Consider the following 23,805-nt stretch of genomic DNA (forward strand, 5'->3'; position numbering starts at 1 on the left):
TCGGAGCCACAAGTGTCCACTGAGGACAGTCACGCGGATAGTCCGCCCGCGCCGCGCCGAGGAGCCCCGGTCCGGTTGGCGCACCAGGGCATGGCCGCGCTGCGCGCACTGCTCGGGCTGTTCGCGCACGCGCCGCTGACGCTGGTGTTCCTGGTCGCGCTGTGGACCGTGGGCGCGCTGACCGGCAGCCTGCTGGACGGGCCGTCGGAGGAGCTGCTCCAGCAGGTCGGCATCGGCACCGGCTCGCTGGCCCATGGCCACTGGTGGGCGCCGCTCAGCAGCGCGCTGTGGTGCCTGGACCTGACCGGCTACCTGGCCAGTTCGGTGCTGCTGCTGGGTTTTGGCGCGGCGGGGGAGCGGCTGCTGGGCGCGGGGCGGACCGCGGTGCTGTTCCTGGCCGCCCAGGCCGGCGGCACCCTGCTGGGCATCGGGGTGGTCAAGCTCGGCTCGCTGGCCGGCTGGCTGTGGCTGAACTTCCTGGACGATCCGGCGGAGCTGGCGCTGAGCCCGTCCACCGGCGCGGTCGGGCTCGGACTGGCGCTGAGCTCGCGGCTGCCCGCGTTGTGGCGCAGGCGGTTGCGGCTGGTGCTGATCGTCGCGCTGGTGACGCTGGCGCTGTTCTCCGGTTACGCCCAGGACGTGGTGCGGCTGTGCGGCGGGCTGGTCGGCCTGCTCGCCGGGGTGGCCATGTTCGGGCGGGTCGGCAAGACGCTGGGCGCGCCGTCCCGGTCCGAGACCAGGGTGCTGGTCGCGCTGCTGCTCGCGGCCTGCGCGCTGGGGCCGGTGTTCATGCTGCTCAACCCCTACAGCGCCGGGCCGCTGGTGGCGCTGGGCGATGTGCTGACCGCGCCCACCCCCAGCGCCGAGGAGGTGGCGGCGGTCTGTGCGGATCCGGAGCTGGTCGAGCAGTGCCGCGAGCACCGGGCCAGGGCCAGTTTCGACGGGCTGCCCAGCGCGATCCTCTCCGTGCTGCCCGCGCTGTTCCTGCTGGTGCTGGCCGAGGGGCTGCGGCGGGGGCGGGTGCTGGCCTGGTGGTCGGCCACCGTGGCCAACCTGGCGCTGCTGGTCTGGTTCGTGCAGTCGGTGGTGGACCTGGCGCTGACCCCGGCCGAGGACATCGTCGGCCTGCCCCCGCACACCAAGGCGCAGCTGGTGTTCGACTCCTCGATGCCGCTGCTGCTGTCGGTGGCCATGCTGGCCGGGCTGGTCATCACCCGCAGGCAGTTCACCGTGACCGGGCCGCGCCGGTCCCGGCGGCGGCTGCTGGCCTTCGTGCTGACCGCGTTCCTGTCCCTCGGCGCGCTGTACGTGCTCGGCGGGTACCTGTGGCGGGACCAGTTCGACCCCCGGCCCAGCTTCGGCGACCTGCTGGCGGACGCGCCCTCGCGGTTCCTGCCGCCGGGCTACCTCGACCTGTTCCCGGTGCGGTTCATCGCCACCGGCGGCGCGGCCGAGGTGCTGTGCGAGTACCTGGGCGTGGTGTTCTGGCTGCTGGTGCTCGGCGGGTTCCTGGTCACCTTCTGGCGGGCCGCGCCGCCGACCGACGCGACCGCGGCCGCCCGCGCCCGCGAGCTGGCGGCGAAGTTCGGCGGCTCCACGCTGGCGCACATGACCACCTGGCCCGGCAACAACTACTGGTTCACCCAGGACGAGCGGGCCGCGGTGGCCTACCGGGTGGTCGCCACCATCGCGATCACCACCGGCGACCCGGTCGGCGAGCCTGCCGCGCGGACCGAGGCGGTGCGCGGGTTCGCCGACTTCTGCGCCCGCAACGGCTGGACGCCCTGCTTCTACAGCGTCACCGAGCAGGTCAAGCAGGCCACCGGCGAGTTCGGCTGGAGCGCGGTGCAGGTGGCCGAGGACACCCTGGTGCCGCTGCCCGAGCTGGCCTTCACCGGCAAGAAGTGGCAGGACGTGCGGACCGCGCTGAACAAGGCGGGCAAGGCCGGGATCACCGCGGAGTGGTGGAGCTACCCCCAGGCGCCGCTGGCCATCACCGACCAGGTGCGCTCGATCTCCGAGGAGTGGGTGGCGGACAAGGGCCTGCCCGAGATGGGCTTCACCCTGGGCGGCCTGGACGAGCTGAACGACCCCGAGGTTCGCTGCCTGGTCGCGGTGGACGCCGACCGGACCGTGCACGGCATCACCAGCTGGCTGCCGGTGCACCGGGACGGGCAGGTGGTGGGCTGGACGCTGGACTTCATGCGGCGGCGGGCCACCGGCTTCCGCGGCGTGATGGAGTTCCTGATCGCCTCGGCCGCGCTGAGCTTCAAGGAGGAGGGCGCGGAGTTCCTCAGCCTCTCCGGCGCCCCGCTGGCCAGGCTGGACCGCGGTCAGCAGCCCGGCGCGCTGCAACGGCTGCTGGACTTCGCCGGGCGGGCGCTGGAGCCGGTGTACGGGTTCCGGTCGCTGTTCGCGTTCAAGGCCAAGTTCCAGCCGACCTACCAGCCGCTCTACATGGCCTACCCGGATCCGGCCGCGCTGCCGCGCATCGCGAACGCGATCAGCCGGGCATATCTGCCGAATATGGGGCCTCGGCAGGGGCTACGCCTGGTGCGAAGGGTGTTGAGCCGTTAGTTTGCCCGGGTAACGAAACCGGCGAAAGGCGGCGACGTGCGATCCCTACGACCCTTGCGCGCGGCAACGGTGCTGTGCGCCACGGCTGCGGTAGCCCTCTCCGGTGCGCCGGTCGCGCTGGCCGCCGATGCTGGTCAGAGCGGCAAGCAGCCGACGCAGACCGGGTACGGCGGTGCGGTGTCCACCGTGGACGAGGACGCCACCAAGGCCGGGATCGAGGTGTTGCGCCGGGGCGGCAACGCGGTCGACGCGGCGGTGGCCGCGGCCGCGGCGCTGGGCGTGACCGAACCGTTCTCCGCCGGGATCGGCGGCGGCGGGTTCTTCGTCTACTACGAGGCGCGCACCGGGAAGGTGCACACCATCGACGGCCGGGAGACCGCGCCGCAGGCGATGAAGAAGGACTCCTTCGTCGAGAACGGCAAGGCCATCCCGTTCGAGGAGGCGGTCACCTCCGGGCTGTCCGTCGGCGTGCCCGGCACCCCGCTGACCTGGCAGCGCGCCCTGGACAAGTGGGGGCGCAAGAGCCTGGCCGAGACGCTGCGCCCGGCGATCAGGCTGGCCCGCGACGGGTTCACCGTGGACAAGGAGTACCGGGACCACACCTGGCAGAACGAGGACCGCTTCCGGGCCATCGCGCCCACCGCCAAGCTGTTCCTGCCCGGCGGCAAGCTGCCCGAGGTGGGCAGCACCTTCCGCAACCCGGAGCTGGCCGAGACCTACCGGGGCCTGGCGGAGAAGGGGCTGGACTGGCTCTACCGCGGTGAGCTGGGCCGGGAGATCGTGCACACGGTGAACCAGCCGCCGGTGGCCGAGGGCGCCACCATCAAGGTGCGGCCCGGCCTGATGGTGACCGAGGACCTGGCGCGCTACCGGGCCGAGGACCGCGCGCCGACGAAGATCGGCTACCGCGGGCTGGACGTCTACGGCATGGCCCCGCCCTCCTCCGGCGGCTCCACGGTCGGCGAGGCGCTCAACATCATGGAGCGGTTCCCGTTGTCCGGCAAGGACGTCAACGGGGCCACGCACACCTACCTGGAGGCCAGCAGGCTGGCCTACGCGGACCGGAACAAGTGGCTCGGCGATCCGTCCTTTGTGGACGTTCCGCTGAAACCGCTGCTGTCGGACAAGTTTGCCAAGGACCGGGCCTGCCTGATCGACCCGAGGAAGGCCATGCCGCACCCGGCCCCGGCGGGCGACCCGCTCAAGCCCGGCGGCTGCAAGACCGCCGCGCCCGGCCCCGACCGCTACGAGGGCACCTCCACCACGCACCTGAGCACGGCCGACGCCTGGGGCAACGTGGTGGCCTACACGCTGACCATCGAGCAGACCGGCGGCAGCGCGATCACCGTGCCGCACCGCGGTTTCCTGCTCAACAACGAGCTGACCGACTTCGACTTCGCGCCCCCGGCCGCCGGTCAGCCGTGGCCGGCCAACGCGCCCGATGGCGGCAAGCGGCCGCGCAGCAGCATGTCGCCGACCATCGTGCTCAAGCACGGCAAACCGTTGCTGGCCCTGGGTTCCCCCGGTGGCTCGACCATCATCACCACCGTGCTGCAGACCCTGGTCAACCGGCTGGACCTGGGCATGACGCTGCCGCAGGCGGTGGCCGCGCCCCGGCTCTCCCAGCGCAACCGGGCCAAGACCGAGGCCGAGCCCGCCTTCTTCAACTCGCCCAAGCGCGCCGAGCTGGAGGCCTACGGGCACCAGTTCGAGCTGCCGTCCACCACCTTCACCCCGAACCCGGAGATCGGCACCGTGGCGGCGCTGGAGTTCCTGGGCTGGGGCCGGATCCAGGCGGTGGCCGAACCCGTGCGCCGCGGCGGCGGCAGCGCGAAGGTGCTGTTCCCGGTGGGACACTGATCGCTAGGGTCGGAGCATGGGCTTCTTCGACGACGAGCCGGATGTCGCTCCTGCCCCCGCGGCCGAGCCGCCCCGTCCCGCGCGGGCGGTGTGGCTCGGCCCGCCGGAGGACGTGCCGGGGGTGCTGGTGCCGCTGGACGCGGTGGTGACCAGGACGCCGAACGCGGTGGTCTTCCTGGTCGGGGCGCGGGCCTATCCGAATGGCTGCCAGGTCGAGGTGCGGGTGGCGGCGCGGCGGGACGGGCTGGCCGAGGACGCCTGGTGGGAGCTGCACGACGGGTTGTTCGGCGCGCACCGGCGGCGCTGGAACCGGGATCCGTCCACCGAGTCGGCCCCGCACTTCAGCGTGCGGCTGACTGACGGGACCGAGGTCGCCGCGGTCGGGTCGGCTCCGGAGGAACAGCCCGCCGGGCCGTTGCTGGTGTGCAGCCCGGACGGTGGCACCGCGGACAGCGGCACGGTGGACTCGCACTTCCAGCTGTGGCTGCACCCGTTGCCGGACACCGGGTTCGAGCTGCGGGTGGAGTGGGCGAGCGCCGCGGTCGACACCACGGCGAGGGTGGACGGCGCGGCGATCGCGGCCGCGGCGGAGCGGGCGCAGCCCTACTGGCCCTGAAAGTCCTCGGGATCGTCGTCCGGCAGCGTCCAGGCCAGCAGCACCGTGGGCGCGGAGGCGATCACCACGAAGGCGACCGCGAGCAGCACGGCTCCGGTCGCGCCGACCGCCGGGGAGCGCATGTTGAGCAGCAGGTAGGCCAGCACGGGGAGCAGCGTGAGCAGCCCGACGTGGTATCCGAGGAAGATCGCGCGATCCCTGAGCTGGCGCTGCCGCTCGTCCAGGGCGGCCGACATCGTCTCGGTGAGCGCCGCGGTCAGCACCCGCAGCAGGCCCCACACCGACAGCCAGCCCAGGTAGACCCCCAGCCACAGCGGCAGGAACCAGCCGGTGCCACGCAGGTCCACCAGCAGGATCGCGATCAGCGCGAGCGGGAACAGCGTCCACAGCACGGCCAGCCGCCGCCGGTGCCGCCTGGTGCGCCAGTCCGGGAACTGGCGGCTGAACTTCGCCGTCCGGCGGCGCTCGAACTCGGTGTACCGCTCCCGCAGGCTCATGCCCCGCCCCCTCGATAGACCTGCTCCGACAGCGGAGTGAACGGCTGCCGGCTGAACACCGCCTCCACCGGCAGCCCGAACACCTCGCAGATCCGGAAGGCCAGGTCCAGGCTCGGGTAGTGGTCGCCGCGTTCCAGCGCGCCGATGGTCTGCGGGTTGACCTCCACCGCTTCGGCCAGTGCGACCCGGGACAGGCCCCTTTCGGCGCGCAGCACCGGGAGCCGGTTGTAGATCGGCAGGTCCTTGCCCCGTCGCACTGGGCTCACGGGGCTAAGTCTGGCACAACCGGCTAGTTGGACAACTTGACAGCTTGTTGGGTTTTTACAACACTTCGCCACATGAACGCATCAGTGACGGTGGGAGTGGATCTCGGCCTGGAGGTGGATCGGCTCGGCAAGCGCTACGGCCAGCGGCGGGCTCTGGACGGGATGAGCTTCCTGGTGCGGCCCGGTGAGCTGTTCGGCTTCGTGGGCGGCAACGGCGCGGGCAAGACCACGACCATGCGGATCGTGCTCGGCGTGCTCACCGCCGACGAGGGCGAGGTGCGCTGGGACGGCGCGCCGCTGGGTTTTGCCGGGCGTCGCCGGATCGGTTACATGCCGGAGGAGCGCGGGCTCTACCCGAAGATGAAGGTCGGCGAGCAGCTGACCTACCTGGCCCGCCTGCACGGCTTCACCCCGAAGGCGGCCCGCCGGGAGACCGAGGAGTGGCTGGCCCGCCTCGGCGTGGCCGAGCGGCGGGACGAGGAGGTGCAGAAGCTCAGCCTGGGCAACCAGCAACGGGTGCAGCTGGCCGCCGCGCTGGTGTACCGGCCGATGCTGCTGGTGCTGGACGAGCCGTTCTCCGGCCTGGACCCGGTGGCGGTGGACGTGCTCAGCGAGGTGCTGCGCGAGCAGTGCGCGCGCGGGGTGCCGGTGCTGTTCTCCAGTCACCAGCTCGACCTGGTGGAGCGGCTGTGCGACCGGGTCGGCATCGTCCGGCAGGGCCGGATGGTGGCCTGTGGCACCGTTTCCGACCTCCAGCGCGCGGGATCGGCGCGGCTGGTGGTGGACGCGCCCTCGGCCGCGCCGGGCTGGGCCGACCAGATCCCCGGTGTGCACACCGTGTCCACAGTGGACGGACAGACGGTGCTGGAGCTGGCCGAGGGCGCGGACGACCAGCTGGTGCTGGCCGCGGCGCTGCGCACCGGGCCGGTGCGCGGGTTCGGGCGCAGGCAACCGACCTTGACTGAGACCTACCGGCACATCGTCACCGAGGAGGCGGGCGCGTGAACACCCAGCTTGGACCGGCCCGGGGCGTCTGGCTGGTGGCCGGCCGCGAGATCAGCACCCGGATGCGCGGCAAGTCCTTCGTGCTCGGCACTTTGCTGATGCTGGCCATCGTCGGTGGCCTGGTCGGCTTCTCCGCGCTCGGTGGCACCAACGAGCGCACTGCCGCGGTCACCGCGCAGAGCGCCCAGACCGGGGAGGCGCTGCGGGCCCAGCTCCAGGCCACCGGCGGGAAACTGGCCCTGCGCCCGGTGGCCGATGCCGCTGAGGGCGAGCGCCTGGTCCGCGAGGGCGAGGTGGATGTGTTCCTGGCCAACGGTTCCGGGGTGTCCGCGGTGGTGGACCGGGACACCGACCGGGAGCTGCGCGGCGCGCTGGACGTGCTCGCGGTCAAGGCCGTGCTGGACCAGGCCGGGCGGGCGCCGGAACCGGCCCAGGTGCGCGCGCTGACCCCGGCCGACCCGGATCGCGGGTCCCGGCTGATGCTGGCCTTCGCCACCGCGATGCTGCTGTACTTCGCGCTGGTCGGCTACGGGGTGACGGTGGCCCAGGGCGTGGTGGAGGAGAAGAGCAGCCGGGTGGTCGAGCTGCTGCTGGCCGCGGTCCGGCCCTGGCAGCTGCTAGCAGGCAAGGTGATCGGCATCGGCCTGGTCGGGCTGACCCAGCTCGCGCTGGTCGCCGGGGCCGGACTGGCCGCCGCTTCCGCCTCGGGGGTGGTGACGCTGCCCGGGGGCACGGTGGGCACGGTGGCCGGGATGATCGGCTGGTACCTGCTCGGGTTCACCCTCTACGCCACGCTGTTCGCCGCCACCGGTGCGCTGGTCTCCCGGCAGGAGGACATGCAGTCGGTGATCACCCCGGTGATGATGCTGCTCATCCTGCCGTTCGCGGCCGGGCTGCCGCTGCTGCTGCGCAACCCGGCCGACCGGTTGGTCGAGTGGGCCTCGCTGCTGCCGCCGTTCGCGCCGATGCTGATGCCGATCAGGGCCGCCCTCGGCGCGGCCCCGCTGTGGCAGCAGCTGCTCGCCGCCGGGCTGATGCTGCCCGCGATCGGCCTGCTGCTCTGGCTCGGCGGCCGCGTCTACGCGAACACCGTGCTGCGGGTGGGGTCCCGCACCAAACTCGCGGAAGCCTTGAGCCGCAACTGAAACCCGGCGCCCCCGGCCAGCTCGGCCGGGGGCGCCGCGGTCAGCGCCCGCGCCAGGCCATGGTGGACACGCTCAGCGCGGCCTCGGCCACCCGGCGGGCCGCCTCGGTGTGCAGCGCCTTGCGCGAGGAGTCGATCCAGCCCTGCACGCCCCGGTACCCGCTTTCCCGGTACTCCACCGCTTGCAGCAGGCATTCCAGCTTGTCCGCGTCCTTGGCGCAGCGCGCCTCCGCGGTGCCCGCCGACTCGTACTCGTGCACCACCTCCTGCACCGTCTTGCGCGCGGTGTCCGGCAGCGCGGCGGTCTGGTCCGCGGTGATCCGCTCGTTGGAGGCGGCCTGCAGGTAGTCGCGGGCGGTGTGCGTGAGGTCGCCGATCCTGGTCTCCTGGGAGTCGTGCCAGAGCGCGAGTAACGCGGCGCGGGCGGGGTCGGCGCCCTCCATGGCGGCGAGCATGGTGGCGAGCTGGGCGACCCGCAGGCTGTGCTCGGCGACCGACTCGGGGTCGCGGACGCCGACGTGCCACCAACCAGCCCGGCGGGTGCGCTTGAGCACCCCCAGCTCGAAGGCGAACTCGGCGACCGCGGCCGCTTCGCGGTCGTGCTTGTCGTTCACTGGCTGACCTCTCTCCTAGGTAGTCACGTACCTGGAGCCATCCCGGCCCGCTCAGCGCGCGGCCAGGCGGATGGCGTAGTCAAGTCCGGTCAGTTCGCGATGGGCCTGCTTGGCCAGCTCCCGGTCCGCGCTCATGCCGTCCACCCGCTCCCTGGCCAGGCGGCGCAAGCCGGGGTTGGCGTCCAGCAGCGCGGGACGGGCCAGCACCAGCGACCACAGGCTGTGGATGTTCAGCTCGGCGTGGTCGCCGCCGGGCTGCAGCCGGACCAGCAGGTGCCGCAACAGGTCCTCGCCGGTCCAGGACCGCACGCCCAGCTCGGTCATGAAACCGTCGTCGATCTGCACGTCGGCGACCTCGCCCACCCAGTAGGCCCAGTAGTTCAGGTTGGCGATCTCCTGCGCCTCGTTGGTCAGCGCGGTCTGCACGAAGGCGCGCAACGGGTCCCGGTCACCGGAACGGCTCAACGCGATCGCCGAGGAGCGCACCTCCACCCAGGACGGCACGTGGTCGGTGCGGCCCGCGCTGCGCAGCGCCCTGCGCTGTTCGGTGGCCAGCCACTCCGCGGTGGCGCCCCGGCCGTCGAAGCCGAGCAGGTACACCGCCTGCCTGCGCAGCAGCGCCTGGTCCTCGGCGGCCTCGGCGTCCGCGGTGACCAGCAGGTGGTCGAAGAACCGGTCCGTCTCGGCGGCGCCCAGGGCAGGCCGGTCCGGCACCGGGCCGCGGCGCTGGTGGCTCTGCCGGTCCAGGTCACGCAGGTTCGGCGGCACCAGGCCGGTGAACGGCCAGGTGATCATGTTGGTCAGGTTGCGCCGGTGCACGCACTGCGCCAGTGGGTGGTCGCCCGCCCTGGCCGGGCGGTCGCCGGTCTCCACCGCGTGCCCGATCAGCAGGTCCGCCTCCAGCGCGTCCTCAAGGGCGGCGAACACCTTCGGCGGCACGCCCAGCCGGATCAGCTTGGCGCGCAGGCGGATCAGGTCGGCGGTGCGGATCGCGGTCAGCGGCCTGCGCCCGCTTTCCCATCCCTGCACCGTGGTCAGGTCAACGCCCAGGTGCTCGGCCAGCACCGACTGGCTCAACGGGACGGACTCCCTGGCCAGCTTGAGCACATAGCCGGAGACGATTCCGACACAGCGCGGAGAACGTTGACCCGTTCGCAGTCTTCCGGACCGATCGGCCACGCCGCTCGCCCTCCCGCCGAGCACCGGCCGGAGCGAGCCAACCCGTACTTCCGGTCAGTCCTCTTGTCGCGTCAGGTTCCCTAACGTTGTACAGACAGTGGTTGATCCACTGCCATCGGTAAGCAGGTTACCGGGGACAACCGCTGGGTCGGACCCCTCCGATCAGCCGGTTGTGTCGGAGGGGAGAGGTCGTGTGCCACTACTACGCGCCGCGGGACGGTGGTGCGGATGGCGGCCAATGACGATCTGGCCTGGTGGCGGAGCTGGCGGGACAAGCAGGTGCACGGGTTCAGGGTGGCCACCCTGCGCCCGGAGACGCCGCCGGATGATCTCACCGCCTTGTGCGGACATGTGGCTCCACTAGCCGTGATCGAACCGACCAGCTCCGGGATGCCCTGTGTCCTGTGCGTGGCGCGGATCCCGATGCCGCACCAGCACGAGATCGACCGGTGACATCCCTCCCAGGCTCGTGTCCCCCGTGCCTCTCCCTGGTCGCGGGCGGGGGGCACGAGCCCGTTCGGGCTAGCTCCCACTGGTGAGTTCTGTCCACAATGGACAAACGATGCCGACGGTTCACCCGAACGCGAGGTTTAGACCACCTTTGTAGGTGCCTCCGGCGCATCGCCTGCCGCTAGCTTCGGGCTCCGATATCGCCTGGTGGTAGGAGGGGCACCTTGTCGAGACATCGGAAAGTCGTCGCCAGTCTGGCGGCATTGGGCCTGGTGGCAAGCGGTGTGGCCGGGGGAGCAGGCACCGCGGCACCGCAGCCCAGACCTGGCCAGGACGTGCCGGTCCGGTCCACCGAACTGACCCTGGTCACCGGGGACACCGTGGCCCTTGACCACTACGCCGACGGCCGCCAAGCCGCGCGGGTCCGCGGCTCCGAGCAGTACCGCACGTACACCGTGGACAAGCAGGCCCACGTCATCCCGTTCGCCGCCGAGCCCTACCTCGCGGCCGGGCTGCTGGACGAGCGGCTGTTCAACGTCACCAAGCTGGTCGAGCAGGGTTTCGACCGGCAGGACTCGCTGCCGCTGATCCTCACCTACGACCGGCCGCAGCTGTCGGTCACCGCGACCCCGCCCGCCGGTAGCCGCCGCCAGGCCGTGCTGGCCAGCGCCAGCGCGCAGGCGGTGCGCGCGGACCGGGGCAAGCTCGGCGAGTTCTGGGCCGCGCTGACCAACCCCGGGGCCAAGGCGCTGAACAACGGCGTGGCCAAGGTCTGGCTGGACGGCCAGGTGAAGTCCACTTTGGACACCAGTGTGCCGCAGATCGGCGCGCCCGCGGCCTGGCAGGCCGGGTTCGACGGCAGTGGCGGCACGGTCGCGGTGCTGGACACCGGGATCGACGACACGCATCCCGACCTGGCCGGGAAAGTGGTGGAGCACAAGAACTTCAGCACCGCGCCGGACGCCACCGACAAGCACGGCCACGGCACCCACGTCGCCTCCACCGTCGCCGGTTCCGGCGCGGCGGCCGGCGGTGCCAAGAAGGGTGTCGCGCCAGGCGCGAAGTTGTTGAACGGCAAGGTGTTGAACGACGGCGGCTCCGGCTCCGAGTCCGGCATCATCGCCGGGATGGAGTGGGCCGCGAGCAAGGCCAAGGTGGTCAGCATGAGCCTCGGTGGCGGGCCCACCGACGGCACCGACCCGATGAGCGTGGCGGTCAACCGGATCTCCGCGGACACCGGCGCGCTGTTCGTGATCGCGGCGGGCAACTCCGGGCGCGGTGGCACGGAGACGGTGTCCTCGCCCGGCGCGGCCGACTCGGCGCTGACCGTGGCCGCGGTGGACAAGCAGGACCGGCTGGCCGACTTCTCCAGCAAGGGACCGCGTTACGGCGACAACGCGCTCAAGCCGGACATCGCCGCACCCGGTGTGGCGATCAGCGCGGCCAGGGCGAACTCCGCGGGCGGCGACCGGTACATGTCCGCTGACGGCACCTCGATGGCCACCCCGCACGTGGCAGGCGCGGCCGCGATCCTGGCCCAGCGCAACCCGAAGTGGACCGCCGCGCAGCTCAAGGCCGCGCTGATGCAGACCGCCAAGCCGCTGGACGGCATCAGCGCCTACGACCAGGGCGCCGGCCGGGTGGCGGCCGGGGTGGCCGCGACCGCGCAGCAGCAGCTGCGGGCCGACGCGGGCTCGCTGAGCCTGGGCCGCTTCCTCGGCCCCTACGGCTCAGTCGAGCCGGTGACCCGCAAGGTGACCTACACCAACGATTCCGCCGCCGAGGCGCGGCTCGACCTCGCCGTCGCGGCCAAGTCCGCCACCGGCGTGAGCGCACCGGCGGAGCTGCTCTCGGTGAGCCCGGCCACCGTGTCCATCCCGGCCGGTGGCTCGGCCACGGCGACCGTCACGGTCAACCCGAACGCCGGTGAGCTCGGCCTGTACGCCGGCGCGCTCACCGCGAGCCAGCACGGCGGCGGCGCGGTGCTGCGGACCGTGCTGGGCTTCCACAAGGACCTCCAGCACAAGGTCTCGATCAGCGCGATCGGCCGCGACGGCAAGGCCCCCGGCTACGCCGCGATCTCGGCGTGGAACCTGGACAACGCGCGCTACCACCGGGTCAGCGTGGACGCCACCGGCTCCGGCACCCTGCTGCTGCCGCCCGGGAAGTACTTCCTCGGCGGCTTCCTCTCCACCGCCGACCCCAGCCGCAACGACACCGAGTACACCGTGGTGACCAAGGACGAGCTGGAGGTCAACGGCCCCGCCTCGATCACCCTGGATGCCCGCGGCGGCAAGGAGGTCCAGGCCCGCACGCCGGAGCGGACCGAACCGGTCACCCTGTCCCAGACCTGGACCAGGGCTGCCGGCAACAACCGGTTCACCAGCGGGTTCTTCTACGGCCGCACCGTGGACCGGATCTACGCCGTGCCCGCCGAGCCGGTCAAACGCGGGGAGTTCGAGCTGGCCAACCGGATGTGGCTGGAAGCGCCGAAGCTCACCGCCAAGGTGGTCGCGCCGGAGACCGTGCTCCGGCCCGACTACCTCGGCACCGGCCAGGAGCTCGGCAAGCGGATCGACGGCACGCACCGGCTGCCGGTGGTCTACGTGGGCACCGGCACCCCGGCCGAGTTCGCCGGGCGGGACGTGCGCGGCAAGATCGCGCTGATCCAGCAGTCCAAGGACATCACGCCGAACGACCAGGTGCGCAACGCGGCCAACGCCAAGGCAGGAGTGGCCGCGGTGTTCGGTTCGGGACCGGGCCGCTTCGCCGACTACACCACCCGCAACCCGGCCATCCCCGGCCTCGAACTGTCCAATGTGGAGGGTAAGCGGCTGCTGGAGCTGCTGGCCAGGGGACCGGTCACGGTGGAGCTCAAGGGCACCGCGCACAGCCCGGTGCAGTACCACCTGGTGCAGCCCTTCGCGCAGCGCATCCCCTCGGACCTGTCCTTCGACGTCAGCCCGGTGACGGTGGCCACCGAGCGGACCAGGTTGCACGCGGTGCGGCCGGACCAGGTCGGCTCGCAGGGCATGTTCAGCTTCCGGCCGTACGACTTCATCGCGATCGCCGCCGGCTTCGAGCGGCGCGTGCCCAGTGACCACCTGCGCTACTTCTCCGCCAACGGCACCCGGTACCAGCCGCTGTTCTACGGCTCGGGTGGCGCGGACGGCATGGCGGGCAACGGCAGCGCGCCGCCGCCGGTGGCGGGCAGCAGCCGCACCGTGTCCTGGTACCAGGGGCCGTTCCAACCCGGCGTGTCCAGGGCGCTGCTGCCGGTGAGCCGCACCGATGACAAGCTGCGGCTCAACTTCGCCGAGTTCCTGGACAGCGACCCCGACCACTACCTGCGCGACCTCGGCGCGAGCACGGTGGCCAGGGTGTACCGGGACGGCGAGCAGGTGGCCGAACAGCCGCACGCGCTCGGTGAGGTGGCCGTCGGCGTGGCGGAGAAGGCCAACTACCGGGTGGAGCTGGACGTCAACCAGGGCCGGCCGGGCTGGTCGATCGGCACCGAGTCGTTCTCCTCGTGGAGCTTCAGCTCCGCGCGGGGCGAGGCGGGCAAGACGGTGCCGCTGCCGGTGTTGCAGGCCCGGTGGAACCTGGACCTCGACCTGGACAACGCGGCCCCGGCGGACCGGGTGTTCGCGCTGAACCTGACCGCGGCCACCCAGCCGGGCGCGCCCCCGGTCAAGGTCGCCGAGGCCAGGGCTGAGGTCTCCTTCAACGACGGCGGCACCTGGGAACCGGTCAAGCTCCGCGCGATCGGCGCTGACGGCGGCTACAGCGGGACAGTCCAGCACCCGCGCAAGGCCGACAGCAGCGGGTTCGTCTCGCTGAAGGTGCACGCCACCGACGTCGACGGCAACGCGGTGGAGCAGACCCTGATCAGGGCTTATGCGCTGAAGTAACCCTGCGCTCAAGTAACACTGCGGGTGAGAAGGGGGCGGACCCAGGCGGGTTCGCCCCCTTCTCGTCGCACGGCTCAGGCAGGCACGCTGACCAGCACCTTCTTGTCCAGCGTGCGCACCTCGAACTTGGCGATGTCGCCGGGCTTCATCGCCGCGCCGCCGCGCATCATCAGCGGCTGCGGCCAGCCGGGCACGCCGTAGCCCCAGGAGGGCACCAGCCAGCTGTTCACGGTGGCCTCCTGCCCGTTCTTGCCCACCGCGATCAGCTCGCACTTCTCCGGACCGCGCACGCCCTTGAGCGAGAGCACCACGTCCGAGCCCCAGCCCTTCTCCTGCACGGTCAGCTCGATCGAGGCGCCGGTCGGCCCGGAGCCGGTCAGCTTGGGCACCCCGTCCGGGAAGGCGACCACGTTCGGGTCGGTCCTGGTCAGCGCCGCGGTCACGATCGGACCGGCGATGATCGCGATGGTCGCGGCGGCCGCGGCCACCCAGGTGACGATCTTGCGCCTGCGGCGGCGCGCGGCCACCTCGTCCAGCAGCCTGGGCATCTCCACCGCGACCGGGGCCGAGGTCGGCTCACGCAGCTCGTCGAGCAGGTCGGGCAGCGCGGACAGCGACTTCAGCTCCGCCTGGCAGAGCTCGCAGCCGAGCAGGTGCGCCTCGAACGCCTCGGCCTCGTGCGCGTCCAGCACGCCGAGGACGTAGGCGCCCACGTCCGTGTGGTCGATCGGCGGCGTCATGGCGTGACTCCCTGTTCTTCCAAAGTCCGGCGCAGTGCCCGCAGCGCGTAGAACACCCGCGACTTCACTGTGCCAGGCGGAACGCCCAGCACGGCGGCGGCCTCGGTCACCGAGCGGTCCCGCAGGTAGGTCTGCTCGACCGCCTCCCGGTGCTCGGCGCTGAGACTGTCCAGCGCTGTTTTGATCACGATCCGGGAGAGCGCCTCGTCGGTGCGCGCGGGCTCCGGCATCACCTCCAGCGGCGCCGGGTCCACCTCCTGCGGCCGGATTCCCTTGCTGCGGCGGGCATCGATGACGATCCGGCGGGCCACGGTGAACAACCAGGCGCGCAACAGGTCCGGATCGCGGTCCAGCTTCTCCGCGTGCCGCCAGGCCCGCAGCAGCGTCTCCTGCACCACGTCCTCGGCCCAGTACTTGTCGTTGCCGGTGAGGCGCATCGCGTGCCGCATCAGCACCTGGCCGTACTGGCGGTAGAGCAGAGCGATGAGCTGGCGCTCCGCTTCGTCCTCGCGCTTCTCCGGCTTGCCGAAGCGCCGTACGTTCACCGCGCTGCCTTTCGTCGCCGACTCATCTCCGCCTCGCTCCTTCGCGCTGCTCACAGGGCGTCCTTCCCGTGGGATACGAGGAGTCCGCGGTTCCGGTTCAGGAAGCTGGGTTGTTCTAGGACATTCGGCCGTTTCTGCCGTTGAACTGAACCCGCGCGGCCGATGGGCTCGTATTCCACGACGTCCGCCTGCTGGGCGAAACACCGAAGACTTCGTGGAGGGATGAGCCGTGCAGACTCGACGCGTGCGCACCATGATCATGGCAGTTTCCGCTGTGTCCGCCGTGCTGCTGGCCGGCGCGTGTGGGTCCGGAGTGGACGGTGCCGCACCCCAGCCCCAGCCGCCCGCACCGTCACAGCAACCCACCAGCAGCCAGGCCCCGGAGCCGGAGCCGGCCACGCTGAACGTCTCGACCATGGCGCAGCTGGGCGAGGTCGTCACCGACGCCAACGGGAAGACCCTGTACCGCTTCGACAAGGACACCGCCAAGCCGCCGAAGTCCAACTGCGCGGACAAGTGCCTGGAGGCCTGGCCCCCGGCGCTGGTCGACGGGCAGCCTACGGTGCAGGGCGTGGACTCCGCGCTGGTGGGGTCGCTCAAGCGGGCCGACGGCACCGAGCAGCTGACCCTGGCCGGCTGGCCGCTCTACACCTTCGCCAAGGACACCGCGCCGGGCGAGGCCAAGGGCCAGGGCGTGCAGGGCACCTGGTTCGCGGCCACCCCCGAGGGCAAGAAGGCCAAGGCGAGCAACGGCGGCGGCCAGAACGCCGCGGCCACCCTGAACGCGGTGGCCTCCAGCGAGCTGGGCAACATCGTCACCGACGTCAACGGCCTGACCCTGTACCGCTTCGACAAGGACACCGCCAAGCCGTCCAAGTCCAACTGCGCCGGCAAGTGCCTGGAGGCCTGGCCGCCGGTGCTGGTCAACGGCAACGTCACCGTGCAGGGCGTGGACCAGGCGCTGGTCGGCTCGGTCAAGCGGCCCGACGGCTCCGAGCAGGTGACCCTCGGCGGCTGGCCGCTGTACCGCTTCACCCAGGACGCCAAGGCCGGTGACACCAAGGGCCAGGCCGTGCAGGGCACCTGGTTCGTCGCGGCCCCCGACGGCAAGAAGGCCAAGGGCGCGGCCGGTGGCAGCGCCAAGGGCGGCGGCGCGACCGGCGGCTACTGAGCCACCGGGACGGCCGCCCGTGTCCACAGTGGACACGGGCGGCGGCGTGCCTAGACCTGGTCCAGGTGCGCGATCTCCTCCGCGCTGAGCTCCAGGTGCACCGCGGCGACCGAGTCCAGCACCGAGGCGGTCCGGCTGGCGCCCGGGATCGGGATGACCACCTCGGACTTGGCCAGCATCCAGGCCAGGCAGACCTGCTGCGGGCTCACCCCACGGCCGGCCGCGACCTCGCCGAAGGCGGCGAACCCGCTGCCCAGCTCGGCCGCCTTGGCGATGCCGCCCAGCGGGCTCCAGGGCAGGAACGCGATGCCCAGCTCGGCGCACAGGGCCAGCTCCGGCTCGCTGGAGCGGAAGGCGGGGGAGAACTGGTTCTGCACCGAGACCAGCCTGCCGCCGAGGATCTCGTTGGCCTCCCTGATCTCGGCCGGGTTGAAGTTGGACACCCCGGCGTAGCGGATCTTCCCGGCGTCCAGCAGGTCACGCAGCGCGCTCACCGAGTCACCGATCGGCACCCTCGGGTCCGGCCGGTGGAACTGGTAGAGGCCGATCACGTCCACGCCGAGCCGCTTCAGCGAGGCCTCGCAGGCCTGCTTCAGGTAGCCGGGGTCGCCGTTGAGGCCCCAGGCCCCCTGCTCGTCGCGGGTGTGCCCGCCCTTGGTGGCCACCAGCACCGCGCTGGTGTCGCCGGGGTAGGCGGCCAGCGCCTCGGCCACGAAGCGCTCGTTGTCCCCGAAGTCGGCGCTGTTGGTGCAGTAGGCGTCCGCGGTGTCGATGAGCGTGACCCCGGCGTCCAGCGCGGCGTGCACGGTGGTCAGCGACGCCTGCCGGTCCTTGCCGAACTCCGATGCCATGGGCATCGCGCCCAGGCCGATCGCGCTCACCTCGACGTCGCCGATCCGGCGAGTCCTCATACTTGCTCCTGTCCTCAGCTGTGGGCGTTTCTCCAGCTTGCGGTGTGGTCTCGGTTGAGTCCAACAGCAGAACCTGCTGGCACTCATCGGCTAACGTGCACAGTCGTGGAGCTTCGGCACCTGGAGTACTTCGTCGCGGTAGCGGAAGAACGGCACTTCACGCGAGCCGCCGAGCGGGTGCGGGTCGCGCAGTCCGGTCTCTCCGCCTCGATCAAAGCACTGGAACGCGAACTCGGCGCGCCGTTGTTCGTGCGCAGCACCCGACGGGTGGAACTCACCGAGGCGGGACGCGCGCTGCTGGTGGAGGCCAGGCGCACGCTGGTCAGCGTGGCCGCGGCCAAGGACGCGGTGGCCGCGGTGCAGGGCGTGCTGCGCGGCACCCTGTCGGTGGGCATGGTGCAGTGCCTCGGCGTGATCGACGCCCCCGCGCTGCTGGCCCGCTTCCACGCCGCGCACCCCGGCGTCGAGGTCCGGCTGACCCAGTCCGGCGGCGCCAAGCTCATCGAAGGGGTGAAAGCGGGCCGGCTGGACCTGGCCCTGGTCGACCAGCCCCGTCCGGCCCCCGACGGCGTCAGCCTGGCCCACCTGGCCACCGAGCCGATGCTGCTGGTCTGCGGCCGCGAGCACCGCTTCGCCCGGCGCGACCGGGTGGAGTGGGCCGAGCTGACCGATGAGGTGTTCGTGGACTTCCAGAGCGACTGGGGCGCCCGCCAGCTCACCGACCGGGTCTTCGCCGCCCAGGGCATGACCCGCAGGGTGGCCCTGGAGCTCAACGACGTGCACAGCCTGCTGGAGCTGGTCGGGCACGGCCTCGGCGTCGCGGTGGTGCCCCGGCCGATGGCCTACAAGAAGGGCTTCCCGGTCTGCGTCGCCGAGCTCAACCCGGCCGCGCCGAACTGGGAGGCCAGCATCGCGCTGCGCTCCGGCGAGCACGTCAGCCCGTCCGCCCAGGCCTTCCTGCGCCTGGTCCTGGGCAGCGACGCGCTCCCGGTCAACTGAGGATCACCCGCGGCAGAAGACCGCCACCGCCATGGGCAGCACCGCGGTGGTGGACGGGTCCTGCCGGTACGGGTTCAGCGACAGCACCAGCGACCTGCCCCGCCCGTCGGCGAGTGCGACGGTGAGGTAGCCGATCAGCTGCCCGGTGTGCCCCCACACCGGCTTCGGGCCGTCTGCGCAGGGCAGCGTGAACTCCTGCAACCCGAGGCCGTAGCGGAACAGCGGGTCGGCAGCCCGCATGCGCCGCAGCTCCGCCAGACCGGCCTGGCTGGTCAGCCTGCCGTCGAGCAGCGCCGTGACGAAGGTGGCCAGGTCGTGCGAGGTGGAGATCATCTCGCCGGCGGCCCAGTCCAGCGACGGGTCCATCCGGGTGGCGTCCACGAACGTCGGCGGAGTCGTGGGCAGCGGTTCGTACCCGTGGGCGTGCGGGGCGGGCAGGGACGGGTGGTTGCCGGGCAGGCTGGTGTGGCTGAGCTTGAGCGGGCGCAGGATCCGGCGCGCCACCTCATCGCCGTAGCGGTGGCCGGTCAGCTTCTCGATCAGCAGCCCGGCCACGACGTAGTTGGTGTTGGAGTAGCGCCAGGACTCGCCGGGCCCGAAGGGCGGCTTGGTCGCGAACGCCACCCGCAACAACTGGGCGGGCGAGTAGTCGTCGAAGCGGGCCTCGCCGCGCCAGCGGTTGGTCGAGTAGCCCGGTTCGCTCATGTAGTCGGGCAGGCCGCTGGTGTGCTGCAGGACGTGCCGCACGGTGATGCGCTCGCCGCCGGGCACCACGCCCGGCAGGTGCCGCGCGATCGGGTCGTCCAGGGTCAGCCGTCGCTCGTCGGCCAGTTGCAGGAGCACCGTGGCCACGAAGGTCTTGGTGACACTGCCGATCCGGAAGTGGCCGTGGGCCTGGGCAGGCGCCCCCGACGCCAGGTCCCGCACGCCCACCGCGTCCGACCACCGGGTGGCGCCGTCCTGGACGTGCACCAGCCCGGCGGTGATGTCGCCCTTGGCGGCCAGGCTGGTCAGCCGGTCGCGCAGCTCGGCCACCGGGATCTCCGGCGGCGGGCCGGCCGGGCCTGCGGCCAGGGCGAGGGACAAGATCACTTTGAGCATCATGGGCGTGACGGTATGCGGGGCCGGCGGGGTGAACCATGCGGTCGACCGGACAGTGCTGCTGTGGAAAACCGCACCCCGCCGGGAAAAGGACCGGGGACCGTCCGAAGTGGACAGTCCCCGGTGTTCTCCTGTGGAGGAGGGCTCAGAACTCGTCCGGGGTGCGCATGCGCTCCCGGATCCAGGCGCCGGCCGGCTTCAGCACGCCGGTGCCGCTGAAGTTGTTGCCGGCACAGGTGCCCGGCTTGAAGACCGCGCCGGAGCGGTTGTCATCGGAGAAGTTCCAGTTGGTCCAGCTGATCTTCTTCTGCTTCATGAAGTCGAGGTACTTCTGGGACCAGGTGAAGTCGTTGCCGCCGTCACCGCTGGCGGTCTGGGTGCCGAACTCGGTCACGAACAGCGGCAGCTTGGCGGCCGCGCGGGTGAACGCGTCCAGGTACTGCTGCTTGTGCGAGGCCGCGTAGAAGTGGAACGTGTACATGATGTTCGGGATGTTGATCTGGTTGTTGATGATGTCCTGCTCGTTGCGGCCGTCGGAGATCCCGAGCGAGCCCCAGCCGTGCGTGCCGACCAGGATCAGGCTGTCCGGGTCCTCCGCGCGGATGGTCGGCATGACGGCCTCGGCGTAGGTCTTGATCCGGGACCAGGAGACACCGTTGGGCTCGTTGGCGATGTCGTAGATGATGTTGGTCTTGTCCTTGTGCCGCTGGGCGATCTCCTTGAAGAAGGTCTTGGCCCGCGCGGTGTTGTGGTTCGGGTCGCCCGGCGTGAGCTGGTGCCAGTCGATCAGCGCGTAGAGGCCGCGCTTGGTGGCCTCCTCGATGTACCCGTGCACCATGTCGGTGAACTTCCGGGGGTTGGTCTCATAACCACCCTCCTGGATGTACATCGCGATGCGCAGCACGTCGCCGCCCCAGTCCTTGGCCAGCGCGTCCAGCGAAGCGGTCTTCAGGCACTGGCTGTACCACTGGATGCCGTGCGTGCTCATGCCGCGCAGCTGGATCGGCTTGCCGTTCTTGTTGCACAGTTGCAGGCCACAGACCTTGAGCTGGCCGTTGATCGCCGCGGGGGTGCCGGGTGGCAGGGCGGCCGGCCCCAGCGGCGCGGTGGCGGCGTTGGCCACCGCCGGTTCGGGGGTAGGAGAGCCCTGTGCGCTGGTGGCAAGCACACCGGTTGTGGCCAGTGCGGCGGCGGCGATGATGCCGAGTGCACGCCTGACTACGTTGAGCCGTCCCATCGTTTGCGCTCCTCTCGTCCGGAGCCCCAGGGCAGGGTGGGGCCGCCGAGCTGTGCGAGTTTGCGGCGGTGCGTGGCGGCGGCGGTTCGGTGGAGCAGAAGCAGGGTTCGTACCAGGGAACATTGTTAGGTTAGTTTCCTAACAGTGGGACGGATGTTAGTGACCCCGCTCACCCATCGTCAAGGGCCGCGGCACCCGGCCCGCAGGCGCGATGATCTTGGCGGTAGCGGCCAACCGGTCAAAAATCAACGGAAACAGACACAAGCACGCGCGGTGCGACGAGAGTGCATCGAGCTGTCAATACGGTCTGGCCCAGGTTGGTCAGCATGGAGTAGCGTCCGGATGACAACGTATTCATCCGCGCCACTTCTTGACGAACCGCAGGTCCAAGGCTTACTGTCTGATCAGTCAGTCAGTACGGCTCCCCGGATGGCTACCGCCGATCCAGGGTAGGGGTGAACGCACCGAGTGGCGGCTCGGTGCGTTCACCCTGTTTCTTTTTGTTGTACTTTCGGCCAGGTCAGGCGGTCTCGGCCAGGCGTTCCTTCTCCTGGCGCAGCCAGCCGTCCAGCCACCAGCTCAGCTCGATCAGCAGCATGCCGACCCCGGCCACCAGGAAGGCCAGCAGCAGGGTTGGCGAGTGGTTCGGGTCGATCTTGAAGAACTCCTGGCCGAACGGGATCAGGGTGGCGAAGGCGAAGCCGCCCGCCATCACCAGCAGCAGCGCGACCTTCCACCAGGCGTACGGGCGGGCGATCACCGCGAGCACCCAGAAGGCCACCAGGAACAGCGTCACCACCGCGGCCGTGCTCTGCTGGTCCTGGGTCGCGGTGGAGTCGTTGAGCGCGAGCAGGTAGCTGGTGAAGGTGGCCACCGCGGCGATCGCGCCCGCGGGCACGGCCAGCCGCATCACCCTGGCCACGAAGCCGCTGCGGGCGCGTTCGGTGTTGGGCGCCAGTGCCAGGAAGAAGGCCGGGATGCCGATGGTGAAGGCGTTGAGCAGGGTGGAATGCCTGGGGTAGAACGGGTACGGCACCTGGGCGATGATCACCAGCACCGCCAGCAGCACCGAGTACACCGTCTTGGTGAGGAACAGGTTGGCCACCCGCTCGATGTTGCCGATCACCCGGCGGCCCTCGGCCACCACGTACGGCAGGGTGGCGAACTTGTTGTCCAGCAACACGATCTGCGCCACCGCCCGGGTGGCCGGGCTGCCCGCGCCCATGGCCACGCCGATGTCGGCGTCCTTGAGCGCGAGCACGTCGTTCACGCCGTCGCCGGTCATCGCCACGGTGTGCCCGCGGGACTGGAGCGCGCCGACCATGTCCCGCTTCTGCGCCGGGGTGACCCGGCCGAAGACCACGCCGTCGTTGACCGGCCCGGCCAGGTTCTCCTTGCCCTCCGGCAGGGTGCGCGCGTCCACCGGCCGGTCCGCGCCGGGCAGGGACAGCGAGGCGGCCACCGCGCCGACCGAGACCGCGTTGTCGCCGGAGATCACCTTCACCGCGACGTCCTGTGCGGCGAAGAAGTCCAGTGTCTCCTTGGCGTCCGGGCGGACCTTCTGCTCCAGCACCACCAGCGCCACCGGGGTGACCACGCCGGGCGCGGCGCCGTCGTCCACCGCACAGCTGGCCCGGCCCAGCAGCAGCACCCGCAGGCCCTGCGAGCCGGTCTGCTCGGCCTCGGCGCGCACCGGGGAGTCGTTGTCCAGCAACACATCCGGCGCGCCGAGCACCCAGTCGCCGTCGCCCTGGAAGCTGGCCCCGCTCCACTTGCGGGCCGAGGAGAACGGCGCGATCGCGCTGACCGTCCAGTCCGCGCCGCCGGGGTGCGCCTCGGCGATGGCCTGCAGGCTGGCGTTCGGGCGTGGATCCACTGTGGACAGTGCGGCCAGCGCGGTGCCGATCTCGGCGGTGTCGTGGCCGTCCAGCGGGCGGACCTCGGCCAGCCGCATGCCGTTCTCGGTCAGCGTGCCGGTCTTGTCCGCGCACACCACGTTCACCCGCGCCAGGCCCTCGATCGCCGGCAGCTCCTGCACCAGGCACTGCCGCCGCCCCAGCCGGACCACGCCGACGGCGAAGGCGATGCTGGTCAGCAGCACCAGGCCCTCGGGCACCATGGGCACCAGCGCGGCCACCATGCGGCGGATCGCGTCCGGCACATCGGAGTTGTCGGCGAGCTGGCTGTAGATGGTGAGCGCGCCGATCGGCACGATCATCCAGGTGATGATGCGCAGGATCTTGTCGATGCCGGAGCGCAGCTCGGAGGAGACCAGGGTGAACTTGCTGGCCTCCTCGGCCAGCCGGGCCGCGTAGGCCTGCCGCCCGACCTTGGTGGCCTGGTAGGCCCCGGTGCCCGCGACCACGAAGCTGCCGGACATCACCTCCTCGCCCGGCTGCTTGACCACCGGGTCGGACTCGCCGGTGAGCAGCGACTCGTCGACCTCCATGGCCTCGGCGGCGAGCACCTGCCCGTCCACCACGATCTTGTCGCCGGGCCCGATCTCGATCACGTCGTCCAGCACGACCTCGTGCGGGGAGACCTCCACCGCCTGCCCGTCGCGGCGCACCGTCGGCTTGGCCTCGCCGACGATGGCCAGCCGCTCCAGGGTGCGCTTGGCGCGCACCTCCTGCACGATGCCGATCAGCGTGTTGATCACGATGATGACGCCGAAGAGGCCGTCCTGGATCGGCCCGATGACCAGGATGATCGCGAAGAGCACCCCGATGATCGCGTTGAACCGGGTGAACACGTTGGCCCGGATGATCTCGCCGACGCTGCGGCTGGCCCTGGCCGGCACGTCGTTGGACTGGCCGGCCGCGACGCGCTGCCGTACCTGCTCTGCGGTCAGGCCACGGGCGGGGTCAACCCCGGCGAGCGCGACCGGTTCTTCCGTCGTCGACACTGCGCGAGGGTACGCGCCGGGGGTGGCCGGGAAGTGGACCGCGCGCAGGTCCACTCCGGCGGGCTACCGGGGGAGGG

Annotated in this window: 19 protein-coding genes; 9 read left to right on the forward strand and 10 right to left on the reverse strand. The window is 71.4% G+C overall.

The window, feature by feature from the left end:
• Positions 1–12 precede the first annotated feature (12 nt).
• The 3 genes from M8C13_RS45350 to M8C13_RS09300 are packed head-to-tail and all read left to right on the forward strand — an operon-like array spanning position 13 to position 5,053.
• A complete protein-coding gene (locus M8C13_RS45350) occupies positions 13–2,577 on the forward strand; it encodes a bifunctional lysylphosphatidylglycerol flippase/synthetase MprF (RefSeq protein ID WP_252480092.1) in 2,565 nt (854 codons plus the stop codon).
• A 36-nt stretch (positions 2,578–2,613) separates the two neighbouring features.
• The gene (gene ggt / locus M8C13_RS09295; RefSeq protein WP_252480093.1) at positions 2,614–4,437 is read left to right on the forward strand and encodes a gamma-glutamyltransferase; all 1,824 of its coding nucleotides are present in this window, start codon (positions 2,614–2,616) and stop codon (positions 4,435–4,437) included.
• A gap of 16 nt (positions 4,438–4,453) precedes the next feature.
• On the forward strand, positions 4,454–5,053 hold the full coding sequence (locus M8C13_RS09300) for a hypothetical protein (protein ID WP_252480094.1): 600 nt from the start codon (positions 4,454–4,456) through the stop codon (positions 5,051–5,053).
• On the opposite strand, the gene M8C13_RS09305 is transcribed toward M8C13_RS09300, so the two are convergent.
• Together M8C13_RS09305 and M8C13_RS09310 are read right to left on the reverse strand one after the other, a co-directional pair.
• Positions 5,041–5,550: a hypothetical protein gene (locus M8C13_RS09305; protein ID WP_252480095.1), complete on the reverse strand. Its 510-nt coding sequence runs from the start codon at positions 5,548–5,550 to the stop codon at positions 5,041–5,043. The genes M8C13_RS09300 and M8C13_RS09305 overlap by 13 nt on opposite strands.
• A complete protein-coding gene (locus tag M8C13_RS09310) occupies positions 5,547–5,816 on the reverse strand; it encodes a helix-turn-helix domain-containing protein (protein WP_252480096.1) in 270 nt (89 codons plus the stop codon). The genes M8C13_RS09305 and M8C13_RS09310 overlap by 4 nt, the downstream gene beginning before the upstream one ends.
• A gap of 72 nt (positions 5,817–5,888) precedes the next feature.
• Here M8C13_RS09310 and M8C13_RS09315 point away from each other — a divergent pair, with 72 nt between their 5' ends.
• Positions 5,889–6,821: an ABC transporter ATP-binding protein gene (locus M8C13_RS09315; RefSeq protein ID WP_252480097.1), complete on the forward strand. Its 933-nt coding sequence runs from the start codon at positions 5,889–5,891 to the stop codon at positions 6,819–6,821.
• Positions 6,818–7,966, forward strand: coding sequence for an ABC transporter permease (locus tag M8C13_RS09320; protein WP_252480098.1), 1,149 nt, complete (start codon positions 6,818–6,820; stop codon positions 7,964–7,966). The genes M8C13_RS09315 and M8C13_RS09320 overlap by 4 nt, the downstream gene beginning before the upstream one ends.
• Positions 7,967–8,006: 40 nt before the next feature.
• On the opposite strand, the gene M8C13_RS09325 is transcribed toward M8C13_RS09320, so the two are convergent.
• The gene (locus M8C13_RS09325) at positions 8,007–8,579 is read right to left on the reverse strand and encodes an HD family hydrolase (protein ID WP_252480099.1); all 573 of its coding nucleotides are present in this window, start codon (positions 8,577–8,579) and stop codon (positions 8,007–8,009) included.
• 51 nt (positions 8,580–8,630) lie between these two features.
• Positions 8,631–9,686 carry a DNA-binding transcriptional regulator gene (locus M8C13_RS09330; RefSeq protein ID WP_252480100.1) on the reverse strand — a complete coding sequence of 352 codons (1,056 nt, stop codon included), beginning with the start codon at positions 9,684–9,686 and terminating at the stop codon, positions 8,631–8,633.
• A 300-nt stretch (positions 9,687–9,986) separates the two neighbouring features.
• Between M8C13_RS09330 and M8C13_RS09335 the strand changes: the two genes are divergently transcribed.
• Positions 9,987–10,211: a hypothetical protein gene (locus M8C13_RS09335; protein ID WP_252480101.1), complete on the forward strand. Its 225-nt coding sequence runs from the start codon at positions 9,987–9,989 to the stop codon at positions 10,209–10,211.
• A gap of 269 nt (positions 10,212–10,480) precedes the next feature.
• Entirely contained in the window at positions 10,481–14,119 is a 3,639-nt protein-coding gene (locus M8C13_RS09340) for a S8 family serine peptidase (RefSeq protein ID WP_252480102.1), read from the forward strand.
• 74 nt (positions 14,120–14,193) lie between these two features.
• Here M8C13_RS09340 and M8C13_RS09345 read toward each other — a convergent pair whose 3' ends face one another.
• Complete coding sequence (locus M8C13_RS09345) at positions 14,194–14,859, reverse strand: anti-sigma factor (protein ID WP_252480103.1); 666 nt, start codon at positions 14,857–14,859, stop codon at positions 14,194–14,196.
• A complete protein-coding gene (locus M8C13_RS09350; RefSeq protein WP_374213048.1) occupies positions 14,856–15,344 on the reverse strand; it encodes a sigma-70 family RNA polymerase sigma factor in 489 nt (162 codons plus the stop codon). The genes M8C13_RS09345 and M8C13_RS09350 overlap by 4 nt, the downstream gene beginning before the upstream one ends.
• A 289-nt stretch (positions 15,345–15,633) precedes the next feature.
• Here M8C13_RS09350 and M8C13_RS09355 point away from each other — a divergent pair, with 289 nt between their 5' ends.
• The gene (locus M8C13_RS09355; RefSeq protein WP_252480105.1) at positions 15,634–16,575 is read left to right on the forward strand and encodes a hypothetical protein; all 942 of its coding nucleotides are present in this window, start codon (positions 15,634–15,636) and stop codon (positions 16,573–16,575) included.
• Positions 16,576–16,625: 50 nt separating this feature from the next.
• Here M8C13_RS09355 and M8C13_RS09360 read toward each other — a convergent pair whose 3' ends face one another.
• Positions 16,626–17,486, reverse strand: a complete 861-nt coding sequence (locus tag M8C13_RS09360; protein WP_252480106.1) for an aldo/keto reductase — start codon at positions 17,484–17,486, stop codon at positions 16,626–16,628.
• Between the two features lie 105 nt (positions 17,487–17,591).
• Between M8C13_RS09360 and M8C13_RS09365 the strand changes: the two genes are divergently transcribed.
• The gene (locus tag M8C13_RS09365) at positions 17,592–18,485 is read left to right on the forward strand and encodes a LysR family transcriptional regulator (protein WP_252480107.1); all 894 of its coding nucleotides are present in this window, start codon (positions 17,592–17,594) and stop codon (positions 18,483–18,485) included.
• A gap of 3 nt (positions 18,486–18,488) precedes the next feature.
• On the opposite strand, the gene M8C13_RS09370 is transcribed toward M8C13_RS09365, so the two are convergent.
• The 3 genes from M8C13_RS09370 to M8C13_RS09380 all read right to left on the reverse strand — a co-directional run bounded on the left by M8C13_RS09370 (position 18,489) and on the right by M8C13_RS09380 (position 23,728).
• Positions 18,489–19,589: a serine hydrolase gene (locus M8C13_RS09370; RefSeq protein WP_252480108.1), complete on the reverse strand. Its 1,101-nt coding sequence runs from the start codon at positions 19,587–19,589 to the stop codon at positions 18,489–18,491.
• A gap of 142 nt (positions 19,590–19,731) precedes the next feature.
• A complete protein-coding gene (locus M8C13_RS09375; RefSeq protein WP_252480109.1) occupies positions 19,732–20,823 on the reverse strand; it encodes a glycoside hydrolase family 5 protein in 1,092 nt (363 codons plus the stop codon).
• A 520-nt stretch (positions 20,824–21,343) separates the two neighbouring features.
• The gene (locus M8C13_RS09380; protein ID WP_252480110.1) at positions 21,344–23,728 is read right to left on the reverse strand and encodes a cation-translocating P-type ATPase; all 2,385 of its coding nucleotides are present in this window, start codon (positions 23,726–23,728) and stop codon (positions 21,344–21,346) included.
• Positions 23,729–23,805 lie beyond the last annotated feature (77 nt).

Source organism: Crossiella sp. SN42 (genome assembly GCF_023897065.1).
In the GTDB taxonomy this organism is placed as follows: domain Bacteria; phylum Actinomycetota; class Actinomycetes; order Mycobacteriales; family Pseudonocardiaceae; genus Crossiella.